This is a genomic window from Streptomyces sp. NPDC053079 (assembly GCF_044546695.1).
Lineage (GTDB): Bacteria > Actinomycetota > Actinomycetes > Streptomycetales > Streptomycetaceae > Streptomyces.
Genome location: NZ_JBITZJ010000003.1, coordinates 763,166 through 789,640 on the forward strand (window position 1 = coordinate 763,166; position 26,475 = coordinate 789,640).

The following is a 26,475-nucleotide window of genomic DNA, read 5'->3' on the forward strand; positions in this document are numbered from 1 at the left end:
CGCGTCCGGCGTCCCGGCGCCCGGGGGGACGCCTTTCGTTCCAGCAAGGAGCCGAGATCATGCCTTTGAACCCCGGTCCCGACGAACTGCGCCCGTGGTGGAGGGGGTGGGCGGGCTTCGGTGCGCTCGTCCTCGTCGTCGCCCTGCTGGCCGGGGGCGCCCTGTGGCTGTTACGGCCGTCGGCGCGGGAGGACAGCTGCTCGCCGGGGACGCCGGAGCTGGTGTGGCGGGGGTCCGGGGCGGAGCGGGAGTGCGTCGGCATCATGAACGAGACCGCGTACTCCTTCGACCCGCAGCTCAGGGACATCACCGAGCGGATCGCGAAGGAGAACCGGCGGGTCCGCGACCAGTGGGAGAAGCCCGGCAGCGGCCGGAGCCCGGTCCCGTACGTCAAGGTCGCCCTGCTGACGCCGATGACCACGAGCGACAGCAGTGCCCTGCCCATCGAGGAGATCAGGACGAGCCTGCAGGGCGCCTACACCGCGCAGTGCCGCGCCAACGGCTGCCCCGGTCTGTCGGCGGCGGCCTCCACCGGCATCCACGGCAAGCGCCCCCAGGTCCAGCTGCTCCTGGCCAGCGAGGGCAGGAAACAGGCCCACTGGCGGCCGGTCGTCGCGCAGTTGGCCGGGCTGACCGGCGGGAAGCATCCGCTGGTGGCGGTGGCCGGGCTGGGCGTGAGCATTCCCGAGACCCAGGACGCCGCGGTCGAGCTCAGCAAGAAGAAGATCCCGGCGATCGGTGCCGTCCTGACCGCCACCAACATCGACGCCGAGCGCCTGTTCAAGGTCTCGCCGTCCAACACCGACTACGCCAGGGCGCTCCGGCAGCACCTGGACAAGCTGCCCGCCGAACAGCGCCGCGGATACCTGGTGTTCGACAGCAGGGACGACAACTTCGTCCAGACCATGCGCAAGGCCTACGACGAGGTGTTCGCCGACTACATCGACAAGCGGCGGGTCTCCTTCGTCGGATCCGCCGGAAGCAATGCCGAAGGGGTGCCCAAGCTCTTCTTCAACGCCGTCCAGAACATCTGCCTGACCAGGACCGAGCTGGTCTTCTACGCCGGGCGCGGCCGTGACCTGGCCGATCTCGTACGGGCACTGTCCACGCGCGGTCAGTGCGGGCACGACAAGCCGATCACGATCGTCACGGGTTCGACGGGGGCCGTGCAGCAGGCGGACGAGGTGATGGGGCTGCTCAAGGACAACAAGATCACCATCCTGGAGGCCTCCGCGACCGACTCCGAGCGCTGGATCAAGGGGGTCCACGCGCCGAGCGGGTTCAAGCCCTTCCACCAGAGCTTCCAGGACCTCAAGTTCCCCGACGCCGCGCTCAGCGACGGCTACGCGATCATGCATCACGACGCCGTGCTGACGGCCGTCTGGGCGACGCGCATCGTCACGGCGCAGACGGGCCGGGAGAACCCTGACGTGCAGGACGTGTTCAACCAGATCACCAATCTCCACGACGCCGGCCGGGTGCCCGCGGCCGGCGGCGAGCTGAGCTTCGACGACGCCTCCGCGGGCTGGCCGCACAACAAGCCGGTGCCCATGATCCAGGTGCCCGCGACCGGCGACAGCCCGCCGCCGCCCTACCGGACCCCCTGAGGACCTTCCCCCAAGGGCCCGCCCCAGCCCTGCCGTGGCGGGCCGGTGTGCGTCAGGGGCAGCCTTGCGCGGCGCACAGCTCCCACGGGCCCCACGACGAGGAGCGCTCCGCTTCGGTGATCTGCCAGAACCGGTCGCGGTTCCACTCGCGGGCGACGATGTGCAGGCGGCCGTCGGCGAGCTGGGTGACGGACGTCGGGGCGCCGAGCCCCACGAAGGAGTCGGGCACCTTCCCCAGGCCCCGCACCTCTCCCCAGCGGCCGGAGCCGGGGTCCTGGCTGCGGACCTGCATCGAGTCCGTGGCCGTGGCGGTAGAGGCGAAGGCGTGCAGGCGGCCGTCGCGGTCCCCGAACAGGACGATGCCGCCGTGGTACGGCGCGGGGCTCAGCCCGAAGCCCTCCGCCGGGCTCCACTCCCGCCCGTCCGCCTCCTGCACGGTGTGGCAGAAGCCGCCGGACGAGGAGAAGAACACCTCGAGGCGGCCATGGCTCTCCACCGCGCTGACCTGGTAGAGCTTCGGTCCGACGGGGGTGCGGCTGACGCGTTCCCAGTCCCCGTAGGGGCCGCCGGGCTCGTCCTGCGACCGGTGCCAGACGAAGGGCAGGTACGAGCCGGGCCCGGGGTCGTCGTAGAACTGCTGGAACTGCTCGACGCGGCCGTCGGCCCGCGGCACCGACAGCGTCTCGCCGGTGGCCCGGGCGGCGTGGCCGGGGGCGTTCGCGTCGGTGCCGCACGCGGCGGCGGCCCCGGCGGCGGGGGCGCTCACGGCCGCTCCCCCGCAGGCGAACACCACCGCGATCACGCCGCACAGCACTGCTCGTAACGGTCTTCGGTTCACGATCGCCGGACCTCCACAACGGATCGGATCTGACAGGAGGCCCACATCCTCACGCACGTCCCCGGCACTGACCAGAGCGCGATCCACGCGTGGAGCTCAGGCCGGCGTCAGGCGTCGCGGGCCCGGCGGAAGCGGGCCAGGCCCTCGGCCAGGTCCACGACGGGGGCGGGGTAGCCGAGGCCGTCGCGCCGGGCGGCCGGCAGCAGCCAGGGGCGGTGGACGGCGGGTCCTTCGATGCCGGCGAGTTCGGGCACCCAGCGGCGCACGTAGTCCCCCCGGGGGTCGAAGCGGCGGGCCTGGGCGAGGGGGTTGAGGACCCGGTTGGGGCGGGTGTCGCTGCCGGTTCCGGCGGCCCACTGCCAATTGAGCTGGTTGTTGGCCACGTCGCCGTCCACCAGCAGGTCCAGGAAGTGGGCGGCGCCCACGCGCCAGTCCACGTACAGCGTCTTGCTGAGGAAGCTCGCCGCGAGCAGCCGGGCGCGGCCCGGCATCCAGCCTTCGTGGCGCAGCTGGCGCAGGCCGGCGTCCACGACGGGATAGCCGGTCCGCCCCTCGCGCCACGCCGCGACCTCCTCCGGGGCGTCGCGCCAGCGGTCGCCGCGGGGGCGGTAGTCGCGGTGGCTCGCGTCGGGGCGGGCGGCCAGCATCTGGTGGTGGAATTCCCGCCAGGCCAGCTGGCGCACGAAGGCGTCGGCGCCCTCGCCGCCGTGCCGGCGGGCCCGGTGGAGCACCTCGACCGGTGAGAGGCAGCCGAAGTGCAGGTAGGGCGAGAGCCGGGAGGTCGCGTCGCCCGGGAGGTCGTCGCTGTGCCGGGCGTAGTCGTCCAGCGCCGCGGCCTCCCAGCGGCGCAGCCGCTCGCGTCCGGCCCGTTCGCCGCCGGTGGGCACGCCGGGCGACGCCTGGCCCGGGGCCAGCGAGGTGGCCGTGGGCAGCGGGTCCGAGCGCAGACCGGGAACGGCGAGGGCGCGCGGGGCGGGGAGCGGGTCGCGTACGGGCTGGGCCTGCCAGCGGCGGAAGTAGGGGGTGAAGACCGCGAAGTGGTCCTTGCCCGAGGGGACGACCGCGCCGGGCGGTACGGCGGTGACGACGCCGTCGTGCACCCGCAGCCCGCGCCCCGTGCGGTCCAGGTCCGTGCGCAGCCGTGCTTCGCGGCGTGCCGCGTAGCCGCTGGCTCCGGCGGCGATGTGCACGGTGCGGGCGCCGGCCTCGGCGGCCGCCCGGCAGGTCTCCGCCACGACGTCGCCGTGGCGGACGATCAGCCGTCCGCCGCGTTCGCGCAGGGCGGCGTCGAGGTCGGCGAGGCTGTCGGCGAGGAACGCGGCCCTGTTGGGCACGAGGAAGCCGGCGTCGCGCACACCGGAGTCCACCACGAACAGGGGGACGACCTTCTCCCCTGCGGCCGCCGCCGACCGCAGGACGGGGTTGTCGCGCACCCGCAGGTCGGCGGTGAAGAGCACCACGGAGACCGTCAAGGGCTCCTCCGGGAGGTGAGGCCGTGGACACGGACACGCGAGGAAAGTGATCCACTCCGTAGCGTGCGCGAACACCGGCCGTCGCGGGGAGCGGAGCGGCCTCTCGAGCGTCCGAGTTCACCTGTTGGAGGCATGGCCGCGGGTGCCCCGGTGGAACGGCGAAGGCGCCCACCCCGGTCCTGCCGGGATGGGCGCCTTCGTCTACGGCTCGCAGAGGGGCGGGGTTACTTCCCGGCCTGCTGCAGCTCGGCCTCGGTCTGGATGCGGGCGACCTTGCCGCGCACGAGGAACCAGCCGCCGACCAGCATCGCCACGATGATCGGCAGGCACAGCACCGTGGTGCGGCCGGCGCCGGGCTCGGAGGCCATCAGACCCAGCACACCGGCCAGGAAGACCAGCGTGACGATCTGGGTGTACGGGGCCCAGGGGAGCTTGTAGCCGGGGCGGGTGACCCGGCCGTCCTGGGAGCGGCGGTAGAACAGCAGGGAGCAGACCATGATCATGCCCCAGGTGCCGATGATGCCGATCGCGGCGAAGTTCAGCACGATCTCGAAGGCGTCCGCCGGGACGACGAAGTTCAGGCCGACACCCAGCACGCAGAAGAACGCGGTGAGCAGGATGCCGCCGTAGGGCACCTGGCCCTTGTTCATCAGACCGGTGAACTTCGGCGCCGAGCCCGACATGGCCATCGAGCGCAGGATGCGGCCGGTGGAGTACAGGCCGGAGTTCAGGCTGGAGAGCGCCGCGGTGAGGACCACGAGGTTCATCACGCCGGCCGCGTACGGCACGCCGATCTTCGACAGGACGGTGACGAACGGGCTCTCACCGGCGACGTACTCGCTGAAGGGCAGCAGCACCGCGAGCAGGACGACCGAACCGACGTAGAAGAGGCCGACGCGCCACATGATCGAGTTGATCGCCTTCGGCATGATCTTCTCGGGGTTCTTGGTCTCACCCGCGGCCACACCGCACAGCTCGACGGAGGCGTAGGCGAAGACGACACCCTGGATGACGAGCAGCATCGGCATCACACCGGTCGGGAAGATGCCGCCGTGGTCGACGATGTTCGACAGACCCGGGGTCGTGTCACCGACCTTGTGCTGGCTGGCCAGCAGGAAGATGCCGACGACCATGAAGAGGGTGATCGCGGCGACCTTGATGATCGCGAACCAGAACTCCATCTCACCGAAGTACTTCACCGAGATCAGGTTCACGGTGAGCACGACCGCGAGTGCGATCAGGGCGAGCACCCACTGCGGGATGTCGCTGAACATGCCCCAGTAGTGGGTGTAGGTGGCCACGGCGGTGATGTCCGCGATACCGGTGGTGGCCCAGTTCAGGAAGTAGAGCCAGCCCGCCGTGAAGGCGCCCTTCTCACCCATGAACTCACGGGCGTAGGAGACGAAGGCTCCGGAGGAGGGGCGGTACAGAACCAGCTCGCCGAGCGCACGCACGACGAAGAAGGCGAAGAGCCCGCAGACCGCGTAGGCGATGAACAGGGAGGGGCCTGCGCTGTGGAGACGGCCACCGGCACCGAGGAAGAGACCGGTGCCGATCGCTCCGCCGATCGCGATCATGTTGACGTGGCGGGACTTGAGGTCCTTGCTGTAGCCCGCGTCACCCGCGTCGACGTGCTGTGACGTCGATGCCGGGGCGGAAACGCCGGGCTCGGTGTCGGCCGCAGTAAGGGTGCGGTCACTCATGTGTGTCTTCGCCTTCTTTGGAGGGGGTGCAGGACCGGGCCGCACGACGGTGTTGCGGAAGACCCCTCCCTGCGCGCGGGCAGGCGGCTCACGGCACGCGTGAGCGGCTGCCCTGGGGCGTGGGGGGATCGTCGACGAGGACCCGGTACCCGGGACGGGCTGGCGACGCCTGTGCCCGGGTGGATTTCGGGAGGATGGACCGGTGTGGACCGGCGGGGTTCCGTATCCCTTCGACGGCCTTGGGGGAGGCCAGGTCCCGAAAGCCTGGCCGGCCGGGATACGGAAGCGCGGGTGCGGTCAGCCGTGGGCTAAGCGCGGTCGCCTGTCGGTCAAGTCCATGCCGTGAATGGTGTGAGGCGCGTAAGGGCGTCGTCAAGAGTTTACGGATATTTGATTTTCCGGTGGGGTCACGCTAGATCCGCGCTGGTCAGGGGCCAGGCAGGGGGTGGGGTCTTACCTCGTTCATCGTGCATGTGGGGCCCCTGCCCAGTGGTGGTGGGCATCCGCCGCGTCGGGGCCGGCGAGGCGGTCGAAAAACCCCCTGTTACCGCGGGTGACATACACCACAGCCGCTCCGGCGGGTGCCCGGAAGATCCCTAAGGCACTCCGGCCCGCGCGGGGCGACGGCGGGGGCGCGGCAGCGGGACGCGGGCGGTCACGCACCGCATACAGAAGAGCGCCCTACAGAAGAGCGCCGCGCCCTGCTCGCCGTCCGTGGACGGCGAGCAGGGCGCGGCGCAGAGCTCTCGGGCCTTTAAGGGGGTTACTTCACGGCGGTGCGCTTCTGCCACTGCTCCCAGGTCTCCTGCCAGACCTCGAGGCCGTTGCCGACGTCGGTCTTCTTGGTGCTGGAGGTGCCCTTGACCTCGACGGTGGCGCCGATGGGCAGGAAGTCGTAGATCTTCTTGGCGTCGGAGGTGGTCATGCCGAAGCAGCCGTGGCTGTTGTTCTCCACGCCGATGGAGTTGTTCCAGGGGGCGGAGTGGAGGAAGGTGCCCGAGGCCGTCAGGTAGGTCACCCACTTCGAGTCCAGCTTCCACTGGTTGCCGTAGCCGATGGTCGCGGAGTCCATCGTCTCGGCCGCGTTCTTGCCCCGCACGGTGTGGATGCCGCCGCGGGTGGGGTCCTGCGGGGAGCCGGCGGAGCCCTTGATGTCGCCGACGGGCTTGCCGTTCTCGTACATCGTGAGGGTGTGGCCGGGTACGTCGATGACGGCCTTGCGGTCGGCGCCTATGGTGAAGTTCCAGTCGTAGTTCTTCGCGAACCAGCCGCCCTCGCCGGAGTCGAGGCCCGTCAGGTTGCCCTTGACGGAGACCTTGGTGCCGGCGGGCCAGAAGGTCTTGGGCCGCCAGTCGAGCCGGTCCTGGCCCGAGTAGTCGGTCACCCAGCCCCAGGCGCCCTCCACCTTCGGCTCGGAGGTGACCCGCATCGACTTCTCTATCTCGGCGCGCTTGTCCTTGTCGATCTTGTGGTCGAAGAGGATCGAGACCGGCATGCCCGTGCCGACCGTCTCGCCGTTGCCGGGCGTGTTGGTGAGCTTGTTGACCTTCGGGGCTTGCTGGGTGGTGAAGGTGGCCGTCGACGAGGACTCCTTGCCCTTGCCGTCCTTGCCGCGCCTGGCCTTCGTGTGCACGGTGTAGGTGGTCTTGGGGCCGACCTTGGTCTCCGAGGTCCACGACGTACCGTCACCGGTCAGCTGTCCGCCGACCTTCTGGCCCTTGTCGTCCTTGACCTCGACGGCGGTGAGCCTGCCGCCTTCGGCCTTCACCGATATCGGCGCGCCGAGCGGAACCTCCTTGCCGGCGGCCGGGGTGACGGTGACATGGGCCTCGGGCCCGTCGGCATCACCGGAGGCCCCGGAACATGCGGTGAGGACGAAGGAGCCCATGAGGGCGGATGCCAACAGGACGGAGCGACGGCCCGCGACGTGCACGTGAGTCGACCTTTCTTGCAGTTGCCGAGTGACGCGGCGGGTCACGGCCTGGCCGCCGCCGGTACGTTCCGGCGCCCCCCACCACACCCCTACAGATGGTCTGCACGCTTGTACGGTTGCACGCCGAAAAAAACATTTGTACGGCCGAACGACCCTTGGGGTGGTTCAGGGTTTCTCACGCGGACTTCCGGCGGCCCGCGGGCCACCAGTTGGCGCGCCCGGCCAGCGACATGATGGCGGGTACGAGCAGCGCACGGACCAGCGTGCAGTCCAGCGCGACGGCCACCGCGAGGCCGAAGCCGATGAGCTGGAGCAGGACGAGGTCGCAGGCGGCCAGGGACGCCATGACGACGGCGAAGATGAGCGCGGCGGAGGTGAACAACCGTCCGGTGCGCTGCAGGCCGACGGCGACGGCGAGCGGGGTGGGCGTGCCCCGGCGGTGTTCCTCGAGGATGCGGGAGAGGAGGAAGACCTCGTAGTCCATGGAGAGGCCGAAGGCCGTGCAGAACATCACGGCGGGGATGATGACGTCGGTGGTGGCGGGGCCGTTCATGGGCCCGAGCACCGCCTCCAGACAGCCCTGCTGGAAGACGGCGACGATGATGCCGAACGTGGCAGCCAGGCTCAGCGCGTTGAGCAGGACGGCCTTGACGGGGACGAGCAGGCTGCGGGTGTAGACGAACATCAGCACGAGCGTGGCGGCCACGGTGAGCAGCATCGCCAGCGGCAGCCGGTCGCTGAGGGCGTGCTCGGTGTCGGTCAGCCGGGCGCCCGGGCCGCCGACCAGGGCCTCGGCGGGGGCGGGCTCCTCGCGCAGGCGCTCCGTCAGCAGGCGGCCGTCCGGGGACAGGGGGGAGTCCGTGGTCGGGGTGACGCTCAGCCAGGTCCCGGCCGGTCCGGTGAAGCCGGCCGCCCAGGGTCCTGCGGCGGCCGTGCGCCGGCCGTCGCGGTAGATGCCCGTGGCGGTCTGCACCTGGCGCACGCCCGGCAGCCGGGACAGCCGCGTGGCGTAGGTGTCCACGCCGGACGCGGAGGCGGGCAGCGGGTTCGGGCCGGGGAGGGCGGCAGGGGTCAGGGCGGGGGCCGAGGGCGCGACGTGGACGTCCGGCAGGACGACGGTCGCCGCGCTGCCGCTCTCCGACGCGAAATCGGTGCGCAGTCGCTGCGAGGCCTGGGCCACCGGCGAGGAGTCCGGCAGGATGCGGTCGTCGTACATGCCGAACCGGGCACCGGCCCCGGGCGCGGCCAGCAGGCCGAGCAGCAGCAGCGTGCCGAGGGTGACGAGCACGGGCCGGCGCGTCACCCACACCGCCAGGCGGTACCAGCGCCCCTCGGCCACCGGCCGGTCCGCGCCGCCCCGCCAGCGGGCGAAGAGGTCGCAGGAGTTGACGCGCTCCCCCAGCAGCACCAGCAGCGCGGGCAGGACCAGCAGCGCTCCGGCGGCCGAGCACACGGCGACGGCGGCGCCGCCCAGGGCGAGGGAGCGGGTCAGTGTCAGCGGGAAGACCATCAGGGTGCCCAGGACCGCGGCGATGGTGGTCGCGGAGAAGGCCACGGCCCGCCCTGCGGTGCGCACCGCGCGTTCGACGGCCTTGACGGGTGACGCCCCGTCGGCGAGTTCCTCGCGGTAGCGGCTGACCAGCAGCAGGCAGTAGTCGACGGCGAGTCCGAAGCCGAGGGCGGTGGCGATGTTCAGGACGAACACCGAGACCGTCATCGTCTCGCTCAGCAGCCGCAGCAGGGCGGTGGTGGTCACGACGGCGAAGGCGCCCACCGCCACGGGCAGGAGGGCGGCGACGAGACTGCCGAAGACCCACAGCAGGATCAGCAGGACCAGGGGCGCGACAATGATCTCGGCGACCATGGCGCCGTCGGTGCTCAGCCGTTCCATCTCGGAGAACAGCGCCGCCTCGCCGGCGACCGAGACCTTCAGCGGGCCGCCGCGGCCGGTCTCGCGTGCGGCGACGTCCTTGCCGGCCGCGAGGACGGCCCGCTCGTCGCCGCCGAAGCGCACGGCGATCAGGGCGCTGTGCCGGTCGCGGCTGCGCAGCTGCGGGGTCCGTCCCGGCCAGTAGCCGTGGACCCAGGCGGCGCGGGGGTCGGCGGCGAGGCGGCGCGTCAGCTCCTGCCCCGCGCGGACCGCGGCGGGCGCGTCGACCTCCCCCTTCGCCGTGGCGAGCAGCATCAGGTGCGGCTGCCCGGCGCCGAAGCGGGCCGCGAGGAAGGCATCGGCCCGGGTGGACTGCGCGTCGGCGGGGGTCCAGCCGCCGGGAGCCAGCCGCTCACCGACGCCGTATCCGCCCACGGCGGCCGCCAGGGCCACCAGGGACAGCAGGAGGAGCGAAACGAGAGCCCGGCGGGACGTTCCGTAGGCCGTACTCGCCCAGAACCTTCGGCGTGGCTGATGGAGGAGCATCACATGGGCGTCCTTCGCAGGGAGGGGCCGGGCCGCTCGCATTCATAGAATAGGAATACGGATCGGATTTCCAGCATTTCTCACCCTCGTCGGCGCGGCGGCCGCGAAACCCCGGCGGTGACGCCCTGTCGGGGCAAAGGAGTGAATGTTCGGAACTTCCCCTGCGGCCTTCAGTTACCCAGGTGACTTCTCCGCGGACAGGCGGGATACATTCACCGATCGAAAGGCCGGAACGTGCTCAAGAAGGTTCTCGCGACAGCTGCCCTCACGGCTTCGGCAGTGGGCCTCGTCGCCGGCCCCGCGGTCGCGAGCGTCAATGACGAGCGGAACACCGCCAACGGCAACGACTCCACGACCTCGTACGGCAGGACCGAGACGGACGGCGTGGAAAGCCCGCAGATGAGCGCCATCCAGGGCTCTCTCGACAAGCTGTGCATCGGTGTCGGAAAGGTCAACGCCCAGTCCCTGATCGGCCTGCTCCTCGACATCGGTGTTCAGGACGTCCCGGTGCTCACCTCGCAGCAGCAGCAACAGTGCACCGACAATTCCACGATCAATGACGGCGACGACCCGCTCAGCCACCTCCTCGACGAAATCCCGATCATTTCCGGCAACGGATCCGGGAACGAGAGCGACGAGCACCACGGGCACGAGCACCACTGAAGGGTGTTCGCATAACTCGACGGAGTCGGCGGGTCAGTCGTGCTCGTCGGCGAAACGGCGGGCGAGTTCGGTGCGCGAGCGCAGCCCGAGCTTGCGGTAGACCTGGGTCAGGTGCATCTCCACCGTCTTGGTGCTCAGGAACAGGGCGGCGGCCGCCTCCCGGTTGGTGGCGCCGCTCGAGACCGCCAGCGCCACCTGCATCTCCTGCGGGGTCAGGGCCTGCGACTGCTGTGCCGCCGGGGGCAGGTGCTTGACCCCGGTGGCGCGCAGCTCGGCCAGCGCGCGGCCGGCCCACAGCCGGGCGCCCATGGCGTCGAGGCCCGTGTGGGCGGCGCGCAGCCGGGCGCGGGCCGCGGAGAGCCTGCCCTGGCGGCGCAGCCGCTGTCCCCACGACAGCTGGGTGCGGGCCGCCTCCAGGCGCAGGCCGACCTCCGTGTAGCCGGTCACGGCACGGCCGAAGAGCTCCTCGGCCTCGTCCCCGTCGGGCGTCGTCAGGGCCCGCAGCCGGGCCAGCCCCGCGGCCTGGCCCGGCAGGTCGGACGCGATGTCCTCGGCGAGGGTCCGCTCCAGCGCGGCGGTCAGCGCGTGCGGCAGCCGGTGCCCGCCGCGGGCGTGGGTCTCGGCCACGTCCATCGCTCCCGGCCAGGTCAGCAGGAGCGCGGAGGAGCACGTGCCGAAGTAGCCGACGTCCGCGACGTGGCCCAGGGCGGTGGCCGTGTGGCCGAGGGCGAACTCCAGGGCGGCGAGCGCCTCGTCGATGTAGCGCGCCGAGGTGGTGCCCAGCTGCTCGCCCAGCCGCCGGGCCTCGGCGGCGCTCTGCCGGCAGTCGGCCTCCTCGCCCCGGTTGGCCTGTACGTACGCCAGGACGGCCATGCCGCGGTAGTGCCACAGCGGATTGCCGGTCTCGCGGCCCAGCCGGGTCGACTCGGAGGCCGCGGCGTAGGCGGCGCTCAGCTGTCCCGAGCGGACCTCGGCGACGGCGGCGATGTGCAGGGCGTAGGGCAGCATGCCGAGTTCGGCGTCCGCGCGCAGCCCTTCCACCAGCGGGTCGAGGATCCGCTTGGCGGCCATCGGGTAGCCGGCGCGGACGAGTTCGTGGGCGGCGTGCACGGCGTGCTGGCCGCCCAGGCCCTGCCCCCGCAGGAGTTCCTCGGTGCCGACCGCCTCGCCGATGAGCCGTGCGCCCAGTGCGGGGTCGCCGCAGGCCAGGACGCTGACTCCGGCCAGCAGCCGGGCGAGTCCGGTCAGCGCCCGGTTGGCGGAGCCCCAGCTCGCGGCGGCCATCGCGAGCTCGCCGGCCGCGTCGAAGTCGTTGCCGACGTAGGCGGCGAGCACGGCGTCGAGCTGGCGCTGGACCGCCACCTCCACGGCGGTGGTGCGGTAGCGGGCCGCGGAGTCCGCGAGGCGGCGCAGGGCGCGCCCGGGGTGGCCGAGGAAGAGCTCGATGCCGCCGAGTACGTACTGCGCCTCGGCCGCCCAGTCACCGGCCGGCTCGTCGACCGTCGCCTCGGCCACGAGGTCGTGGGCCCGGTGGAACTGTCCGGCGAACCAGGCGGCGGCGGCCGCCTGGAAGCGGCAGCGGCCGTAGCGGCCCCGGTCGGCGGCGAGTTCGGCGGCGCGCTCGTAGCTCTGGGAGGCGACCTGGTAGGCGCGCTTGTCCCGCATGCGGTCGGCCATCCGTTCCAGCTCGGCCGCGACCTCCTCGTCGCGGCCGACCACCGAGGCGGACAGGTGCCAGGCCCTGCGGTCGGTGTGCTCGGGCCCGGTCAGGGCGCGGGCGAGGGCGCGGTGGGCGGTGCGCAGCTGCGCGGGCGTGCAGACCTCGACGACGGCGGAGCGGATCAGCGGGTGGGCGAACACGATCCGCCGCGCCGCGATCGTCACCAGGCCGTCGTCGTCGAGTTCGGTCATCGCCTCGGGCGGCAGCCCCAGGTCGCGGGCCGCGTCGGTGACGGTGCCGACGTCGGTGTCGGTCAGGGCCGCCAGGAGCAGGGCCGTGCGGCGCTCGGCGCCGACGGCGGACAGCCGGGGGGCGAACAGCGCCGTCGTGGCCCTGCCGACCGGCAGGGGCAGCGGGAGCGCGGCCTTGCCGGTCAGATGCTCGGCGTCGAGCAGGCGGGCGAGTTCGATGAGCGCCAGGGGATTGCCGCCGGTGTCGCGGACGAGGCGGTCGGCGACCTCGGCGTCGACCGGGCCCCGGTGGGCCGCCACCAGCTCCGTGGCGGCGGCCGCGTCCAGTCCGGTGAGCTCGAGGGTTTCCCACTGCGGCGGTGGCACGCGGGTGCCGATGATGACGGCGATGCCCTCGCGGTCGAGCCTGCGGGCGGCGAACAGCACCGCTTCCGCCGAGGCGTCGTCCATCCAGTGGAAGTCGTCGAGCGCCAGCAGCATCGGCTGTCGCTCGGCCGCGGCGGTCAGCAGGCCGAGGGTGGCGGCGGCGACGGCGAACCGGTCGCCGCCCACGGCGGGCCCCAGCGCCAGGGCGCCCCTGAGCGCCGCCGCCTGCACGGGCGGCAGTCTGTCGATGCCGCTCTCCCACGGGCGCAGCAGCGCGGAGAGCCCCGCGAAGGGCAGCTCCCGCTCGGTCTCCGGCGCCCTGATCTGTCGTACCTGCAGGCCGGTCGCGGCGGCGACGGCGTGGTCCACGAGCGCGGTCTTGCCGACCCCCGGCTCGCCGCACAGCACCAGCACGCCGCTGCGCAGCCGGCGGGCGTCGTCGAGCAGTTGGCCCAGCCGTTCGCACTCGGCCTTCCTCCCCCATAGCACCCCACCGAGGCTAACCGAGCGGACGGCCCCGGCGGAAGGAATGTGACAACTGGTGCCAAATGGCAGCAGAGGGATGGGTGTATGGAAGGCCGGCCGGCCGGAGGCGAGCCGCCTCCGACGGGCCGGCCCGGTTCAGTGCCGCGGCTCGGGCACGTAGTCCAGCCCCGCGGGGAGGCGGACGCCGGCCTGGCGGAGCGCGGCGAGACGGGTGTGGAAGGCCGCGCCGGCCAGCAGGTGGTGGGCCACGTCCGCGACGTGCCGCCGGTCGGGGTCCGCGAGGAAGGTGTCGCGGGCCCAGTCGTTGAAGCCGCCCAGGGCCGGGCCGGACCAGATCTGGTAGTCGGCGGCGCGCTCGGGGTCCCCGCTCGCCGCCCATTTCGAGGACAGTCCGAGGTACCAGCGGAAGATGAGCGCCATGCGCCGCCGGGGATCGGCGGCGGCCCGTTCGACGACACCGGGGTCCCGGTCCGCGAAGAAGCGGACGACCTCCGCCCAGACGTCCTCGAGCGGCCTGCGGAACACCTGGCCCTCCAGCCACGCACGGTCCTGGCGCGACAGTTCCTCCACTCCCCCGCAGCTGTCGTACAGCTGGCGCAGCCGGCGGGCGCGCTGCGGGAACATCGTGCCCCTGCGCAGGACCTGCACCTGCGCCCCGAGCTCGAACATGTAGCCGGAGGGGGCCATGTCGAAGTCGCTGATCTGGGCGGTCGCCAGCAGGCGCCTGGTGCGCTCGGCGGTACCGGCCTCCACGCAGGCCTGGTTGACCGAGCCGGTCACCACGTAGTCGGCGCCCAGGGCGAACGCCGCGGCCACGGCGTGGGGCGTGCCGATGCCTCCGGCGGCGCCCAGCCGGACGGGCGGCAGGCCCGGGTGGCGGCGGTGCAGCTCGTCCCGCTGCCGGGCCACCACGGGCAGCAGCGCCGCCAGGGGCCGGCGGTCGGTGTGGCCGGCCGAGTCCGCCTCCACGGTGAGGTCGTCGGCCATGGGCACCATCCGGGCCAGTTCGGCCTGTTCCGCGGTGACGAGCCCCTGGGCCAGGAGGCCGGCGACCGTCTCCTGGGGCGGCGGCAGGAGGAAGCGTGCGCACACCTCCGGCCGGGACGCCTTGGCGATCACCCGGTTCGCGGCGTACGGGCGGCCGTCGGCGCCCCGGCGCAGCCCGGCGACCCGGTAGCGCACCAGGTGCGGAGTCAGGTCGAGGTAGGCCGAGGCCTCCACGCGGCGCACCCCGTGGTGCAGGCACAGCTCCACGACCGCGCGCTCCAGCTCCGGTTCGGCCGGCGTGTGCAGCAGGTTGACCGCGTAGGGCAGCGTGGGCAGGCGCACCCCGAGCCGGACCAGGGCCTCGCGCACCGCGGCCGGGGGGAGCCCGCCCGCGCCGAAGACGGCGAGGAAGCCGGCCCGGGCCGCGGCGGCGACCAGCTCGACCGAGGAGATGGCGCCCGCCATCGCGCCGGCCATGTAGGCGGTCCGTACCCCGTGCGCGGCCCGGAAGTCCGGCGAGCCCAGGCTCTGCGGCGGCAGCGGACCGAGGGAGGCGAGGACCCGGCGGCCCGGCACCGGGGCCGGGACGACGGCGGGGCCGGCATCCGTGGCGACGACGTACACGCTCCGCTCCAGGCGGCCGATCAGGGCCCGCAGGGCATCCGGGTCGGTCGCCTGCGGATCGGTGCGTATCGGTGTGCGTTCGCGGGTCTTCATCGTTCCCCCAGGTGCGTGGCGACGGCGAGGTCGGTGAACTCGTAGATGCGCAGCGCGCCGTTCCACACGCTGCCGTCCGCGATGACGAGGGAGGTTCCGCGCACCTCCTTGATGTGCAGCTCCAGCACCAGTTCGCGGTCGTGGGGCAGGATCTGTCCGCGGTAGCGCCAGGTCAGCGGAACTCCCACGGGCACCGCGAACGTCACGGGCCCGCCCGCGGCCAGGATGTGCCGCGCGAACTCCCGCAGGGAGCGCAGCGCGGCCTGCACGCCGAGCGAGCCCGGCATCACCGGGTCGCCGTGGAAGTGGCACGGAAAGTACCAGTCGCCGGCGTCGACCGGGCGGCGGGCCAGCACGTGACCGAGGCCGTGGCGGCCGCCGTGGCGCACGAGGTCCACGTGGCCGACCAGCCGCAGGCGGTCGCCGTCGTCCCCGGCGACGGGCAGCCGTTCGGCGGCCGTGCCCGGGTCCGGCGGCTGCCAGGGCGGTACCGTCCTCCCGCCGTCCAGGCCGGCCTGTTTGGCCAGCGCCTTGGCGTTGAAGTACCCGAACAGCGACTCGCCACGGTAGAACTCCTCGCCGTCGGCGCTGAGCCGGTAGCGGAAGGTCTGCAACGTCGCGCCGAGGGTCTGCCGGGTGGAGACCAGCTCGGACTCCTGGCGGATGGTGCGCCCGCGCAGGTCCGTATCCCGCAGCAGCACCGCCGTCCCGTCGAGGTTGCGGATGACGAGGTCCTCCTGGGGCGTCAGCAGGCTCGCGCCGAGGTAGTAGCCGGTCAGGACGGCCGACTGCAGGGAGCTCTCCTGCAGCACGCAGTACGGCATGCCCGGGTGCTCGGGGTCCGCGTGGTACCAGGCGTCCGGCGGCACGTCGTACTCGGTGACCATGCGGGCGCCGCTGAGCTGCCCCCGTTCGCCGGTGAACTCCATGATGCGGTCCACGAACCGGAAGTCGCCGCCCGGAATGCGCGGGGCGGTGCGGTCGCGGTAGACGGCGAACTCCGGGCCCATGGCCAGGCTCAGGTCGCCCTGGGCCAGGTGGGCCATGTGCAGCTCGTTCGCCAGCGCCGCCTCGCCGGCGGCGTTGCGGCGGCCCAGGAAGCGGGCCGGGCGGCCGCCCTCCTCGATCCGGCAGGGCGTGCCGGGCTTCTCCCGTACCTGCAGGGCGAGGTCGCGCAGGCTCAGGATCGGCTTGTCGCCGTCGTAGACCATCACGTCGGCGACGATCGTGGGCCTGGGCAGCATCGTGACGTCGGTGACGTCCGCGACGTAGCGCAGCTCCCGTGTCCCGGGGCCCACCTGGCCGCGCAGGGTGCAGTGGGTGCGCCGCCCGGGCGCGGGCTGGAACTCGGCGTCGGGGAAGACCAGGTGCAGTCCCAGGTGGAGGGCGTACACCTGGAGCAGCTGCGCGGCGCCCTCCAGCATCAGGGTGCCGGGCATCACCGGGTCGCCGGGGAAGTGGCAGGCGAAGAACCAGTCGTCCGGAGCGAGGTGGCGCACGGCGGTCAGCCTGCCGAGCGCCCGCGGGCCGCCGGTGCGTTCGATCGCGGTCACCGCGTCCAGCATCAGCGCCTGCCCCGCGGGCAGCCGCACGGACGGGTTGAGGGCGTCGGCGGTCTGGTCCCAGGCGGGGCCGAAGACCGCCGCCGCCTCCCCCGCCGCGAGCCGTTCGAGGTCGGCGCGCGTCAGCTCGGTGCGGCCGGTGCGGGCCAGCGGGGTGAACGAGGCGCGGGTCATCTCCTCGCGGCGCCGCGCGTCGAGCCTGGTGGGCACGATGCCGAGCGGGTCGGCGAGTTCGGCGTCGGTGAAGAAGCCGGCGCAGTTGTCCGACATCTCCAGGAACGACTCCGTCCCGCGGTAGCCCCGGCAGTCGAAGAAGAACAGCAGCTTGTCGTCCTCGCGGACGAACCGGCTGATCTCCAGCTCGTAGCGGACGGTCTCCCCCGCCCGGGGCAGGTCCCCGTGGAAGACGGTGCTGCCGCCCAGCAGCCGGTACTTGCGCCGCCCCCGGTCGAGCAGGTCGACGCCCATGTAGCCGATCAGCACCACGCTGGCCTGGGCGGCCTCCAGGGTGGTGCAGAAGGGCGCCCGCCCGTCCACGGTGAACATGTCGTCGGGAACGTCGTACTCCACGGTGATGCCCGACGGCTGAAGGACGCCGGGGGTGGCCCGGATCGCGGTGACCCGCGACAGCACCAGGTAGGGCGGTGCCGGCAGGCGCAGCCGGTGCGGGAGCGCGTCGGCTTCCGCGAAGGCGGGCCCGAAGACGGCGGCGACGCTTCCGCCGGCCAGCTCCTCCAGCTCCGCGCGGCCCCACACCACGGGCGTGGGACGGGCGACGAGCTCGACGTCGCGCAGCTCGGCCAGGACCTCGCCGACGGCGTCGGTGGCGGTCACCGAGCAGCGGGCGCCGCTCGGGGTGGTCCGTACGTCCTCCACGGACACGGCGAACGGCGTCCCGGACGGCAGGGGGCGGTACATACGGAACCGGCCGATCCGGCTCGGCAGCACCCTGACCCCCTTGCGGCGGTGCAGCCACACCAGGGGCGCCTGGAGCAGCAGGTCGGCGAGGACGGGGCTGTAGCGGGGCGTGGCGCACGCGCCGCCGGCCAGGGGGGTGTCCTGAAGCGTGCACAGGAAGGTCGTGTCCCGGCCGTCGTCGGCGAGCAGGCCGTGGATGCCGCGCAGGGCGGGTCCGTGGAAGAGGGCGCCGTCGGCGTAGGGGTCGGCCGGCTCCGCGCCGTCGAATGCGGGCGGCGGAGTGCGGTGCGGCGGGGGCGCGGCCGGCTCCCCGGTGTCCAGGACGGCTCCGTAGCGGGGTCGTCCCCGGTCGTCGTGGACCAGGACCCGCAGGCCGCCCCCGGAGTGCGCGGCGATCTCGAAGGTCAGTGCCGTGGGCGCGTTCGCGTCGCACACGACGCCCTTGAACACGGTGGCGTCCCGCACGCCCGTCACCGGCGTGGCCGGCAGGACCTGTGCGGCCACGTCCAGCATCGCGCCGAGCGCGGCGGTCATGGGCACGACCGGGACGCCGTCGACGCGGTGGTCGGCGAGGACGGGGTCGGTGAGCAGCGGGGCCGCCTCGCGCCGGACCGTCAGCCCGCCGTCGGGGAGTTCGCGCCGGGCGGGCGGCGACCAGGGGGCGACCGGGCCGATCACGCATACGGTGTCGCCCGGGCCGTGCCGGTCGAACTGGGCGGCGAACAGCTCGGCTCCTTCCTTCAGGGGGATGAGCGGGACGCCGCGTTCGGTGAACATGCGGGCCAGCTCGGGGGTGACCATGCCGCCTTCCCACGCGCCCCAGTTCAGGGCGGTGACCCGCGCGGCGGGGTGGGCGTCCTTCAGGGCGACGGCGAGGTGGTTGAGCGCCTCGTTCGCCATGGCGTAGTCGGCCTGGCCGCGGTTGCCGAAGAAGCCGGCCGCGGAGGAGAAGAGCACGACGTGCCGGAGCCGGTCCGCCGCGACGGCGTCCAGGGCGGCCCGCAGGCCCAGGAGTTTGGTGCCGAGGACGCGGTCGGCGTCCTCGGCGCGCTTGCCCGTGATCAGCTGGTCGGCGAGGACGCCCGCGCCGTGGACCACGCCGGTGATCCGGTCGCGGTGGGGCCGCAGCGCCGCGGCGACCGCTTCGGCGTCGGTGACGTCGACCGGCAGATAGCTCACCTCGGCGCCCGCCCGCCGGACCGCCGCCACGGTGGCGGCGATCTCCCGCTGGGCGGTGATGTCGCGGTGGAGGCGTTCGACCTCGCGCGGCGTCGCGGTGGCGCCGGCCGCGCGGGCCCGGTGGGCGATCTCCGCCCGCAGCCGCCCGTCCGGTACGTCCGCGGCCCACTCGTGATCGGCCGTGAGCCGTGTACGGCCCAGCAGGAGCAGCCCCGTGCGGTGGCGCCGGGCCAGGGCGACGGCGCACGCGGCGGTCACTCCCCTGCCGCCGCCGGTCACCACCAGCAGGTCCTCGGGGCCGGGCTCGGGCACCTCCTCGCCCGGGTCCGGTGCGAGGTCGGTGAGCTCGGTGCGGTGGCGGGTGGCCGCGGCGTCGTAGCGGACCCGGTCCAGGGCCTCGCGCGGGTCGTGGAGTTCGGCCAGGAGCAGTGCGGCGGCGGTGCCCTCGTCGAGGGCGGTGTCCAGTTCGACCGCGCGGCAGAACAGGGCGGGCGCCTCGATCGCGAGGGTCCGTACGAGGCCGGCCAGCCCGCCGAGGGCGGCGGCCGCCGGCTCGTGCGAGGACCGGACGACGGTGAGGAAGGCGGCCCTGCCGTGCCGGGCGGCCGCCTCCAGCAGCGGCTGCGTCCGGCCTGCGAGCAGCAGGGCCTCGCGCAGCCGCGTGGCCGCCTCCTCGAATCCGTCGGGGCGGCCCGGCGCATACAGGACGAGGTCCAGCCGGTCCACGCCCCCGGGCACGTCGTGGCCGTGGTGCACGGTCCAGCCGGCGGCGGTCAGCCGCTCGCCGAGCAGGCTCGTCGTCCGCCCGGCGTCGCCCGCCAGCAGCGCGACCGGGCTGTCGGCGTACGCCCTCTCGAGGCGGTCCGGGGCCGGCAGCGGGATCGGCCGCGCGTGGTGGCGCGCGATGCCGAGCCCGCCCTCAGCTTTTGGGTGGGGGCCCGCCTCCTGGGCGCCGGTGACGAAGTCCACGATGTCGTCGAGCGAGCGCAGTTCGGCCAGCGTCTCGGCGCCGACGACCGCGGTGGCGGGGAACCGCTCGCGCAGGGTCCCCATGATCTCGACGCGCTTGATGGAGTCGATGCCCAGGTCGGCCTCGATCTCCATGCCGCCCTCGAGCATCTCCACGGGGTAGCCGGTCTTGCCCGACACGATGTCCAGCAGCTGCCCGCGCACCTCATCGGTGCCCGGCCCGCCGGTCGCCGGCGCCACGGCTTCCGGTGCGGCGACGGGCGTGGGTGGCGGTGCCACGGGTACGGGCGGTGTCACAGGTGCCGGCAGTGCCGGCGGCGGTCCGATGACGGAGGTGAGGTGCGGGCGCGGCCGTACGACGGGTACGGGCTCGGCGACGGTCCGCTCCCCGGCCCCGGCGGCGGGCGGCGCGGCGTCGGGCGTGCCCTCCTCGCGGCGGGCCAGTCCGCGCAGCGCCTCCTCGTGGCTGCGGCAGATGGCGACGCTGTGCTCGGCGAGGGTGGCGAGGGCGCCCAGCACGGAGTCCCGTACCTCGCCCCGCATCTCCTGCTGCAGCGCCTCCCCGATGCGCTCGGCGATGCGGAACTGCCCGTCGAGGAAGGTCCGGTGCACGGCGAGGTGGCCGGTGTCGTGCTGTCCGTCCGCCGCCGGGCCGGGCTCGGCGCGGACCGTGTAGCCGTTGTCCAGTGCGTCCTGGTACGCGCGCCGGCGCTCGGCCGGGACGTGATTGGTGCCGCTCAAGGGGATCGTCATTCCTTTCCTCGACGCCTGGGCGTCCGTGCCGGCGGTGGGCGGGGCGAACCCCTTGAGGGGCAGTCCGAGGACGGCGAGGCGGGCCACGAGTTCCTTGAGCCCCGCGTCCCCGTCCCCGCCGGGGCCGGGGTCGGCGTGCAGGACGGTGACATCGGCCAGGCCCGCGAGGGTCTGCTTCGCCAGGCCGGCGAGCACCGACTTCGGCCCGAACTCCACGAAGACGCGGAATCCTTCGGCGTACAGCTGCTCGAGGCGCGGCGCGAAGTGCACCGGGCGGGTCAGCTGGCCGGCCAGCACCCGGCGGTTGGCCTCCGCGTCCGTGCCGTAGTGCGCCCCTTCGGTGTTGGCGAGGACGGGGAAGGCCGGTGGACGGAAGTCCGTCCGTGCCAGCTCCTCGGCGAACTCCCCGGCGGCGTGCGCCACATGGCGGGTGTGGAAGGCGGCGGCGACCGGAAGCCGCCCCGCCGGAACCCCCTCGGCAGCGCAGTGCGCGAGGAACTCCGTCACCGCCTCGGTGGCGCCGCCGACAGCCGTCTGACCGGGCGCGTTGCGGCCGCACACGACGACGTCGGGACGGCCGGCGAGCAGCTTGGCGACGCGCTCGGCACCGACGTGCACCACGGCCATCGTGCCGGGGTCGGGCAGGTCGGCGGGCCGGCGGGCCATGGCCCGGCCGCGTGCGGCGGCCAGCCGGTGGAAGTCGCCCTCGCCGAGGCTTCCCGCCGCCCACAGTGCGGTCAGCTCCCCGAAGCTGTGGCCCAGCGCGGCGTCCGCGCCGAAGCCGAGCCCGGCCAGATAGCGGTACTGGCCGGCCGACAGGGCCCCGATGGCGGGCTGCGCGTACTGCGTCCTGCGCAGCGCGGCCTCCTGGGCGGCGCGGGCCGCCGCGTCGAAGGCGGGCGGCGGGAAGACCACCGCGCCCAGCGGCTCGTCGCCGTCCGTCCCGGCCGCCGCCTCGTCGAAGGCGGCCCGCACCTGGGGTACGGCCAGGGCCGTACGGGCGCCCATGCCGGCGTACTGGCTGCCCTGCCCGGCGAAGAGCGCGGCGACCTTGCCGGCGGGCCCGCCGGACCGGCGGTAGAAGACGCGGCCGGCCAGCTCGAAGGAGGGTGCCGAGAGGTCGGAGCGGAGCCGGTCGAGCGCCTCCGTCCGCAGCCGGGCGAGCTCCTCGTCCCCTCGGGCGACGACGGCCAGCCTGGCCCGGTCCTGGGCGAAGGCGTCCTCGCACGGCGGCCCCGCCACTGCCGTGAGGAGCTCCTCGGGGGTACTCGCGTGCCAGAGGTACACCTGGGCCGTGGCGTGCCCGGCGGCCGGCTCGCCGCCGGCGGTGGGGGCGTGCTCCTCCAGGACGCAGTGGAAGTTGGTGCCGCCGAACCCGAAGGAGGACACCGCCGCCCGGCGCAGCGGCCGACGCGGCTCGGCGATCCAGGGCCGGCACTCGGAGTTGACGTAGAAGGGTCCGTCGTCGAACCCCAGGGCGGCCCGGGGGCGGCTGACGTTGATCGTCGGCGGCAGCACCTTGTGGTGCAGGCTGAGCGCGAGCTTGATGAGCCCGGCGGCGCCCGCCGCGCCCTTGGTGTGACCGATCTGCGACTTCACGCTGCCGATCGCCACACTGTGCCGGCCGGCGGCGGCCCGTTCGTAGACGCCGCGCAGCGCGGTCAGCTCGGTCAGGTCGCCGACCGGGGTGCCGGTGCCGTGCGCCTCCAGCAGGCCGACCTGCCCGGGCCCGAAGCCCGCGGCGTCGTAGGCCCGTTCGAGGGCGGCCATCTGGCCCTCCCGGCGCGGGGCGTAGATGCTCTTGTGCCGACCGTCGCTGGAGGCGCCGAGCCCGCGGAGCACCGCGTAGATCCGGTTGCCGTCCCGTTCGGCGTCGGCCAGCCGCCGCAGGGCCAGCATGCCGATGCCCTCGCCGATGAGGGTGCCGTCGCCGTCCTCGTCGAAGGGCCTGATGGCGCCGCTGCGGGAGAGGGCGGGCGTCTTGGAGAAGCACAGGTACATCAGGATGCTGTTGTCGGCGTCGCAGCCGCCGGTGAGCATCAGGTCGGCGCGGCCGGAGCGCAGCTCGTCGGCGGCCATCCGCACGGCGGCCAGGGAGCTGGCGCAGGCGGCGTCGACCGTGCAGTTGATGCCGCCGAGGTCGAAGCGGTTGGCGATGCGGCCGGCGACGACGTTGCCCAGCAGGCCGGGGAAGGCGTTCTCCTCCCACGGCACGAACGCCTTGGCGAACTTGTCCGCGATCTCCTCGGCGTCCCGCTCGCCGAGCCCGCAGCTGCGCACCACCCTCTTGAGCACGGGTGTCTGCAGCCTGGTGGACAGCGGCTGGATGATCGAGTTGGAGCCGGTGACGCCCAGGACGACGCCGGTACGGGAGCGGTCGTGCCACGCGGCGTCGGTGCAGCCGGCGTCGGCGAGGGTGTCCCGGGCCACGAGCAGGCTGAGCAGCTGCAGGACGTCGGTGTACTCCAGGGACTTGGGCGGCAGCCCGAACTCCATCGGGTCGAAGGGGACTTCGGGCAGGAAGCCGCCGCGCTTGCAGTAGGTCTTGTCCGGGGCCGCCGGGTCCGGGTCGTAGTGGTCGGCGACGGGCCAGTGGGTGTCCGGGACCTCGCGCAGGCTGTCGACGCCGTGGACGATGTTGTCCCAGAACCGTGCGATGTTCGCGGCCCCCGGATACAGGCCTCCCAGTCCGGTGATCGCGATGGCCGTGCTGTCGTTCGATGCCGTGGTGACGGGCATCCGTTCCCCCTTGCCGTGCGTGTCGTGCCGATGGGTGGAGCGTGGTGCGGCGCCCGGTGGGCCGTCAGTCGAGCAGGCCGTGGGCCTGGCCGACCTCCCCCAGGGCGTCCAGTGCGTGGTCGATGTCCTCGGGCCGCATCGTGGCGGTCACCGTCAGCCGGAAGCGGGCGCTGCGCACGGGTACGGCCGGGTACATGGCGGTGAAGACGTACACGCCCCGGTCGAGGAGGTCCTTGGCCATGCGCAGCGCGGTCATCTCGTCGCCGATGTGGACGGGGACGATCGGTGTGCGGGTGCCCGCGACGTCGAAGCCGAGGGCGAGCAGTCCGCGGCGGAACCGCTCGGTGTTCTCCCACAGCCTTCGCATCCGCCATGGCTCGCGCTGCAGGAGGTCCAGGGCCGTGAGCACCCCGGCGACGGTAACCGCGGGCAGGCTCGCGTTGAAGGCGTAGGTGTGGGAGGTGTGCCGGAGGTACTCGATGACGTCGCGGCGGCCGGCGACGAAACCTCCCACTCCGGCGAGCGACTTGCTGAAGGTCCCCATGAGCAGGTCGGCACTGACGCCGAAGTGCTCGCAGGCGCCGCGGCCGCCGGGCCCCATGACGCCGAGTCCGTGGGCCTCGTCGACCATGGTCATCGCGTCGTGGCGGCGGGCGAGTTCGGCGATCTCCGCCAGCGGGGCCAGGTCGCCGTCCATCGAGTAGACGCCGTCGACGACGATGAACCGCTTGGAGGCGTCGGCGTTGCGTTCCAGGATGTAGGCGAGCTTGGCCATGCTGTTGTGGGAGAAGATCTTGATGCGGCTCTCGGCCAGCCGGCAGCCGTCCATGATGCTCATGTGGTTGAACTGGTCGGTGACGATGACCGTCTCGGAGTCGCACATGGCCGAGATGGCGCCGAGGTTGGCCATGTAGCCGGAGCTGAACGTCAGGGCCGCCTCGGTGCCCAGCCACTCGGCCAGCCGGGTCTCCAGCTCCAGGTGGAGCGTCGTGGTCCCGTTGACCAGCCGGGCGCCGCAGTTGCCGGAGCCGAAGCGGTCCAGCGCGCTCTTCATGGCCTCGGTGATCTCCGGATGTCCGGCGAGGCCGAGGTAGTTGCTGGTGCTCATCACGAGCACGTCGCGCTCGTGCAGCCTGGTCCGTACGTCCTGGCCCGCGGCGAAGGCCGGCTCGAACGGGTACAGCTCGCGTTCCCGCACGTCGCGCACCAGATCCAGCACGGACGCCATGGTCTTCCCGTAAGCCTGCGAAATCATGTCCTCAGGCTGCCGTTCGCCGGCCGGCCGGGACTACGGGAGGAACCCTGGGATGTGCGGGCCCCAGGGGTGCCCCACCCCGGGGTCCGGGGAGGGGGGTGGCGGGGCGTCAGGTCACCTTGGGCATCTCGCCCTTGGTGGTGCTCATGTCGATCACGGTGAACGCCGCTTCCTGGGGGTCGGTCAGGGCGGCGAAGCGGCCGAACGGGCTGTCCATCGGGCCGAAGCGCAGCGTCCCGCCGCGCGCGGTCGCCTTCGCGACGGCGGCGTCGCAGTCGTCGACGCCGAAGTAGATGTTGATGTAGGGCGGGATCTGCGGCGGGAAGTCGGCGTCCCGCATCGCCATCCGGCCCAGGACGGTGTCGTCGCCGAGGTTGAAGAGCTTGAAGTCGATCTGGTCGTCCTCCATGCGCTTCGCCTCGTAGGAGAAGACGGCGGGGAAGAACGCGTCGGCCTTCTGCGGTTCGCGGGTGAAGACCTCGGCCCAGCAGAAGGAGCCCGGCTCACCGCGCTTCTCGAAGCCCTCGTGGCTGCCCGCCTGCCAGACGCCGAAGGTCACCCCGCCGGGGTCGCCGGCGAGCAGCATCGTGCCGAAGTCCCCGACCTGCATCGGGTCCATGAGGAGGGTGCCGCCGTTGTCGCGGATCCTGCCCGCCGTGGCGTTGACGTCGGAGGACGCGAGGTAGAGGCACCAGGCCGACGTCGTGTCGTCCTCCTGGCCGGGCATCGGAGGGGCGAGGGCGGCGACGGCCTTGCCGTCGGAGTAGGCCTCGGTGTAGCCGCCGAACTCCGGCTTGCTCTCGCCGAAGGTCCAGCCCAATACGTCACCGTAGAAGCTCTTGGCCCCCTCGAGGTCGGCGAACGTGGCGTCGGCCCAGCACGGCGCGCCATCCGGTGGTACGGCCATGGCCGCGGCCCCTTCCGCTCGGTGAATGGTCCCGGCCTTTCCACGCTAGCCAGGGGCGCCCGGGGCCGCGAGGCGAGCGCTCCCCCGTACGGGCGACAGGGCGCTTGTGGGGGTCCGTGCGGGGGCAGGCGTTGCTAAGTCAAAGCCGATGAACGGATAAGAGGTACTTCATGCGTCCTCCCGCCGTGATGACCCTCAAAGCCGCCGCAGTGCTCGGTCTGCTCGACGGCTCCGCCAGGAATCGCTGCCGGCCGGTCCCCTCGCCGCCTCCTCGGCGGGAAGGGGACCGGTGCTGCGAGCGGGAGACGGCGGTCAGCGGCCGCTGTCGTGGCGCATGAGGGTGCGCACCATCCGGCAGGTGGTGTCGGAGGGCCGGTGCACGCCGATCTGGGTGGCGACGGTGCGTATCCTGCGGTTCGTCGCCGTGCGCGGGCGGTAGACCCCGGAGTGGAGCAGGGCGATGACCAGGCGCATCGCCTTCAGCCGGCGGTTGTGCGACTCGTACCAGTCGCGCTCCCGCCCGGCGGGCAGGCGCTTCTTCGGCAAGGTCGCGAGAGTGGGCAGGTCGGGAAGGGGACAGGGTGTTGCGGCTACGGCCATCGGCATCCTCCTGACGCGGTCCTGCGCTTGTTTCAACTCCCCCCATTTTACTGCCGGGCACTGACAACGGCCCAGGTCAGCCACTGTCGGATGGGGCTCACGGTACGGTGGTGGCCATGGAGATCTGGATCAACCCGGCCTGCTCGAAGTGCCGCGGCGCCCTCGGCCTGCTCGACGCGGAGGGCGCCGACTACACCGTGCGCCGCTACCTCGAGGACGTGCCGGACGCCGACGAGATCCGCGCGGTGCTCGACCGGCTCGGGCTCGAGCCGTGGGACATCACGCGGACGCAGGAAGCGGCGGCCAAGGAGCTCGGTCTGAAGGACTGGCCGCGCGAGGCGGCCGCGCGCGACCGCTGGATCACGGCGCTCTCGGAGCACCCGAAGCTGATCCAGCGGCCGATCATCACCGCGGACGACGGCTCGGCGGTGGTGGCCCGCACGGACGAGGCGGTGCGGGAGGCGCTGTCCCGGTCGGCGCGCTGACCGGTTCCG

The 26,475-nt window shown here is 73.1% G+C and carries 14 protein-coding genes; 3 read left to right on the forward strand and 11 right to left on the reverse strand.

Annotated features, from left to right (window positions below; genetic code table 11):
• Window positions 1-59 precede the first annotated feature (59 nt).
• Window positions 60-1,607 carry a hypothetical protein gene (locus ACIGXW_RS15675; protein ID WP_143170236.1) on the forward strand — a complete coding sequence of 516 codons (1,548 nt, stop codon included), beginning with the start codon at window positions 60-62 and terminating at the stop codon, window positions 1,605-1,607.
• 52 nt (window positions 1,608-1,659) lie between these two features.
• Here the strand turns inward: ACIGXW_RS15675 and ACIGXW_RS15680 are convergent, their stop codons facing one another.
• The 5 genes from ACIGXW_RS15680 to ACIGXW_RS15700 all read right to left on the reverse strand — a co-directional run bounded on the left by ACIGXW_RS15680 (window position 1,660) and on the right by ACIGXW_RS15700 (window position 9,969).
• On the reverse strand, window positions 1,660-2,445 hold the full coding sequence (locus ACIGXW_RS15680; RefSeq protein ID WP_399573455.1) for a hypothetical protein: 786 nt from the start codon (window positions 2,443-2,445) through the stop codon (window positions 1,660-1,662).
• Between the two features lie 107 nt (window positions 2,446-2,552).
• Window positions 2,553-3,917, reverse strand: a complete 1,365-nt coding sequence (locus ACIGXW_RS15685; protein WP_399573456.1) for a cryptochrome/photolyase family protein — start codon at window positions 3,915-3,917, stop codon at window positions 2,553-2,555.
• A gap of 224 nt (window positions 3,918-4,141) precedes the next feature.
• On the reverse strand, window positions 4,142-5,620 hold the full coding sequence (locus tag ACIGXW_RS15690) for an amino acid permease (protein ID WP_071963061.1): 1,479 nt from the start codon (window positions 5,618-5,620) through the stop codon (window positions 4,142-4,144).
• Window positions 5,621-6,383: 763 nt separating this feature from the next.
• Window positions 6,384-7,553 (reverse strand): Ig-like domain-containing protein, encoded by a 1,170-nt coding sequence (locus ACIGXW_RS15695; protein ID WP_071963066.1) that lies wholly within the window; start codon window positions 7,551-7,553, stop codon window positions 6,384-6,386.
• A 175-nt stretch (window positions 7,554-7,728) separates the two neighbouring features.
• Window positions 7,729-9,969, reverse strand: a complete 2,241-nt coding sequence (locus tag ACIGXW_RS15700; RefSeq protein ID WP_399573457.1) for an MMPL family transporter — start codon at window positions 9,967-9,969, stop codon at window positions 7,729-7,731.
• Between the two features lie 234 nt (window positions 9,970-10,203).
• On the opposite strand from ACIGXW_RS15700, the gene ACIGXW_RS15705 reads away from it, so the two are divergent.
• Window positions 10,204-10,632, forward strand: a complete 429-nt coding sequence (locus ACIGXW_RS15705; RefSeq protein ID WP_399573458.1) for a rodlin — start codon at window positions 10,204-10,206, stop codon at window positions 10,630-10,632.
• A 33-nt stretch (window positions 10,633-10,665) separates the two neighbouring features.
• Here the strand turns inward: ACIGXW_RS15705 and ACIGXW_RS15710 are convergent, their stop codons facing one another.
• The 6 genes from ACIGXW_RS15710 to ACIGXW_RS15735 form a co-directional block, all read right to left on the reverse strand.
• Window positions 10,666-13,398 carry an AAA family ATPase gene (locus tag ACIGXW_RS15710; protein WP_399573459.1) on the reverse strand — a complete coding sequence of 911 codons (2,733 nt, stop codon included), beginning with the start codon at window positions 13,396-13,398 and terminating at the stop codon, window positions 10,666-10,668.
• A gap of 132 nt (window positions 13,399-13,530) precedes the next feature.
• The gene (locus ACIGXW_RS15715) at window positions 13,531-15,099 is read right to left on the reverse strand and encodes a PfaD family polyunsaturated fatty acid/polyketide biosynthesis protein (RefSeq protein WP_399573460.1); all 1,569 of its coding nucleotides are present in this window, start codon (window positions 15,097-15,099) and stop codon (window positions 13,531-13,533) included.
• Complete coding sequence (locus ACIGXW_RS15720) at window positions 15,096-23,219, reverse strand: SDR family NAD(P)-dependent oxidoreductase (RefSeq protein WP_399573461.1); 8,124 nt, start codon at window positions 23,217-23,219, stop codon at window positions 15,096-15,098. Before ACIGXW_RS15720 ends, ACIGXW_RS15715 begins: the two co-directional genes overlap by 4 nt.
• 64 nt (window positions 23,220-23,283) lie before the next feature.
• A complete protein-coding gene (locus ACIGXW_RS15725; RefSeq protein ID WP_399573462.1) occupies window positions 23,284-24,474 on the reverse strand; it encodes an aminotransferase class I/II-fold pyridoxal phosphate-dependent enzyme in 1,191 nt (396 codons plus the stop codon).
• A gap of 109 nt (window positions 24,475-24,583) precedes the next feature.
• The gene (locus ACIGXW_RS15730) at window positions 24,584-25,381 is read right to left on the reverse strand and encodes a VOC family protein (protein ID WP_399573463.1); all 798 of its coding nucleotides are present in this window, start codon (window positions 25,379-25,381) and stop codon (window positions 24,584-24,586) included.
• A 312-nt stretch (window positions 25,382-25,693) separates the two neighbouring features.
• Window positions 25,694-25,981 carry a hypothetical protein gene (locus ACIGXW_RS15735; protein WP_071963076.1) on the reverse strand — a complete coding sequence of 96 codons (288 nt, stop codon included), beginning with the start codon at window positions 25,979-25,981 and terminating at the stop codon, window positions 25,694-25,696.
• A 116-nt stretch (window positions 25,982-26,097) separates the two neighbouring features.
• On the opposite strand from ACIGXW_RS15735, the gene ACIGXW_RS15740 reads away from it, so the two are divergent.
• On the forward strand, window positions 26,098-26,466 hold the full coding sequence (locus tag ACIGXW_RS15740) for an arsenate reductase family protein (RefSeq protein WP_071963161.1): 369 nt from the start codon (window positions 26,098-26,100) through the stop codon (window positions 26,464-26,466).
• Window positions 26,467-26,475 lie beyond the last annotated feature (9 nt).

Excerpts from the sequence above, each read along its gene's own strand:
- ACIGXW_RS15715 (WP_399573460.1), bottom strand. The coding sequence starts at position 15,099 with ATGAAGACCCGCGAACGCACACCGATACGCACCGATCCGCAGGCGACC.
- ACIGXW_RS15720 (WP_399573461.1), bottom strand. The coding sequence starts at position 23,219 with ATGCCCGTCACCACGGCATCGAACGACAGCACGGCCATCGCGATCACC.
- ACIGXW_RS15675 (WP_143170236.1), top strand. The coding sequence starts at position 60 with ATGCCTTTGAACCCCGGTCCCGACGAACTGCGCCCGTGGTGGAGGGGG.
- ACIGXW_RS15725 (WP_399573462.1), bottom strand. The coding sequence starts at position 24,474 with ATGATTTCGCAGGCTTACGGGAAGACCATGGCGTCCGTGCTGGATCTG.
- ACIGXW_RS15740 (WP_071963161.1), top strand. The coding sequence starts at position 26,098 with ATGGAGATCTGGATCAACCCGGCCTGCTCGAAGTGCCGCGGCGCCCTC.
- ACIGXW_RS15690 (WP_071963061.1), bottom strand. The coding sequence starts at position 5,620 with ATGAGTGACCGCACCCTTACTGCGGCCGACACCGAGCCCGGCGTTTCC.
- ACIGXW_RS15735 (WP_071963076.1), bottom strand. The coding sequence starts at position 25,981 with ATGGCCGTAGCCGCAACACCCTGTCCCCTTCCCGACCTGCCCACTCTC.
- ACIGXW_RS15700 (WP_399573457.1), bottom strand. The coding sequence starts at position 9,969 with ATGCTCCTCCATCAGCCACGCCGAAGGTTCTGGGCGAGTACGGCCTAC.
- ACIGXW_RS15730 (WP_399573463.1), bottom strand. The coding sequence starts at position 25,381 with ATGGCCGTACCACCGGATGGCGCGCCGTGCTGGGCCGACGCCACGTTC.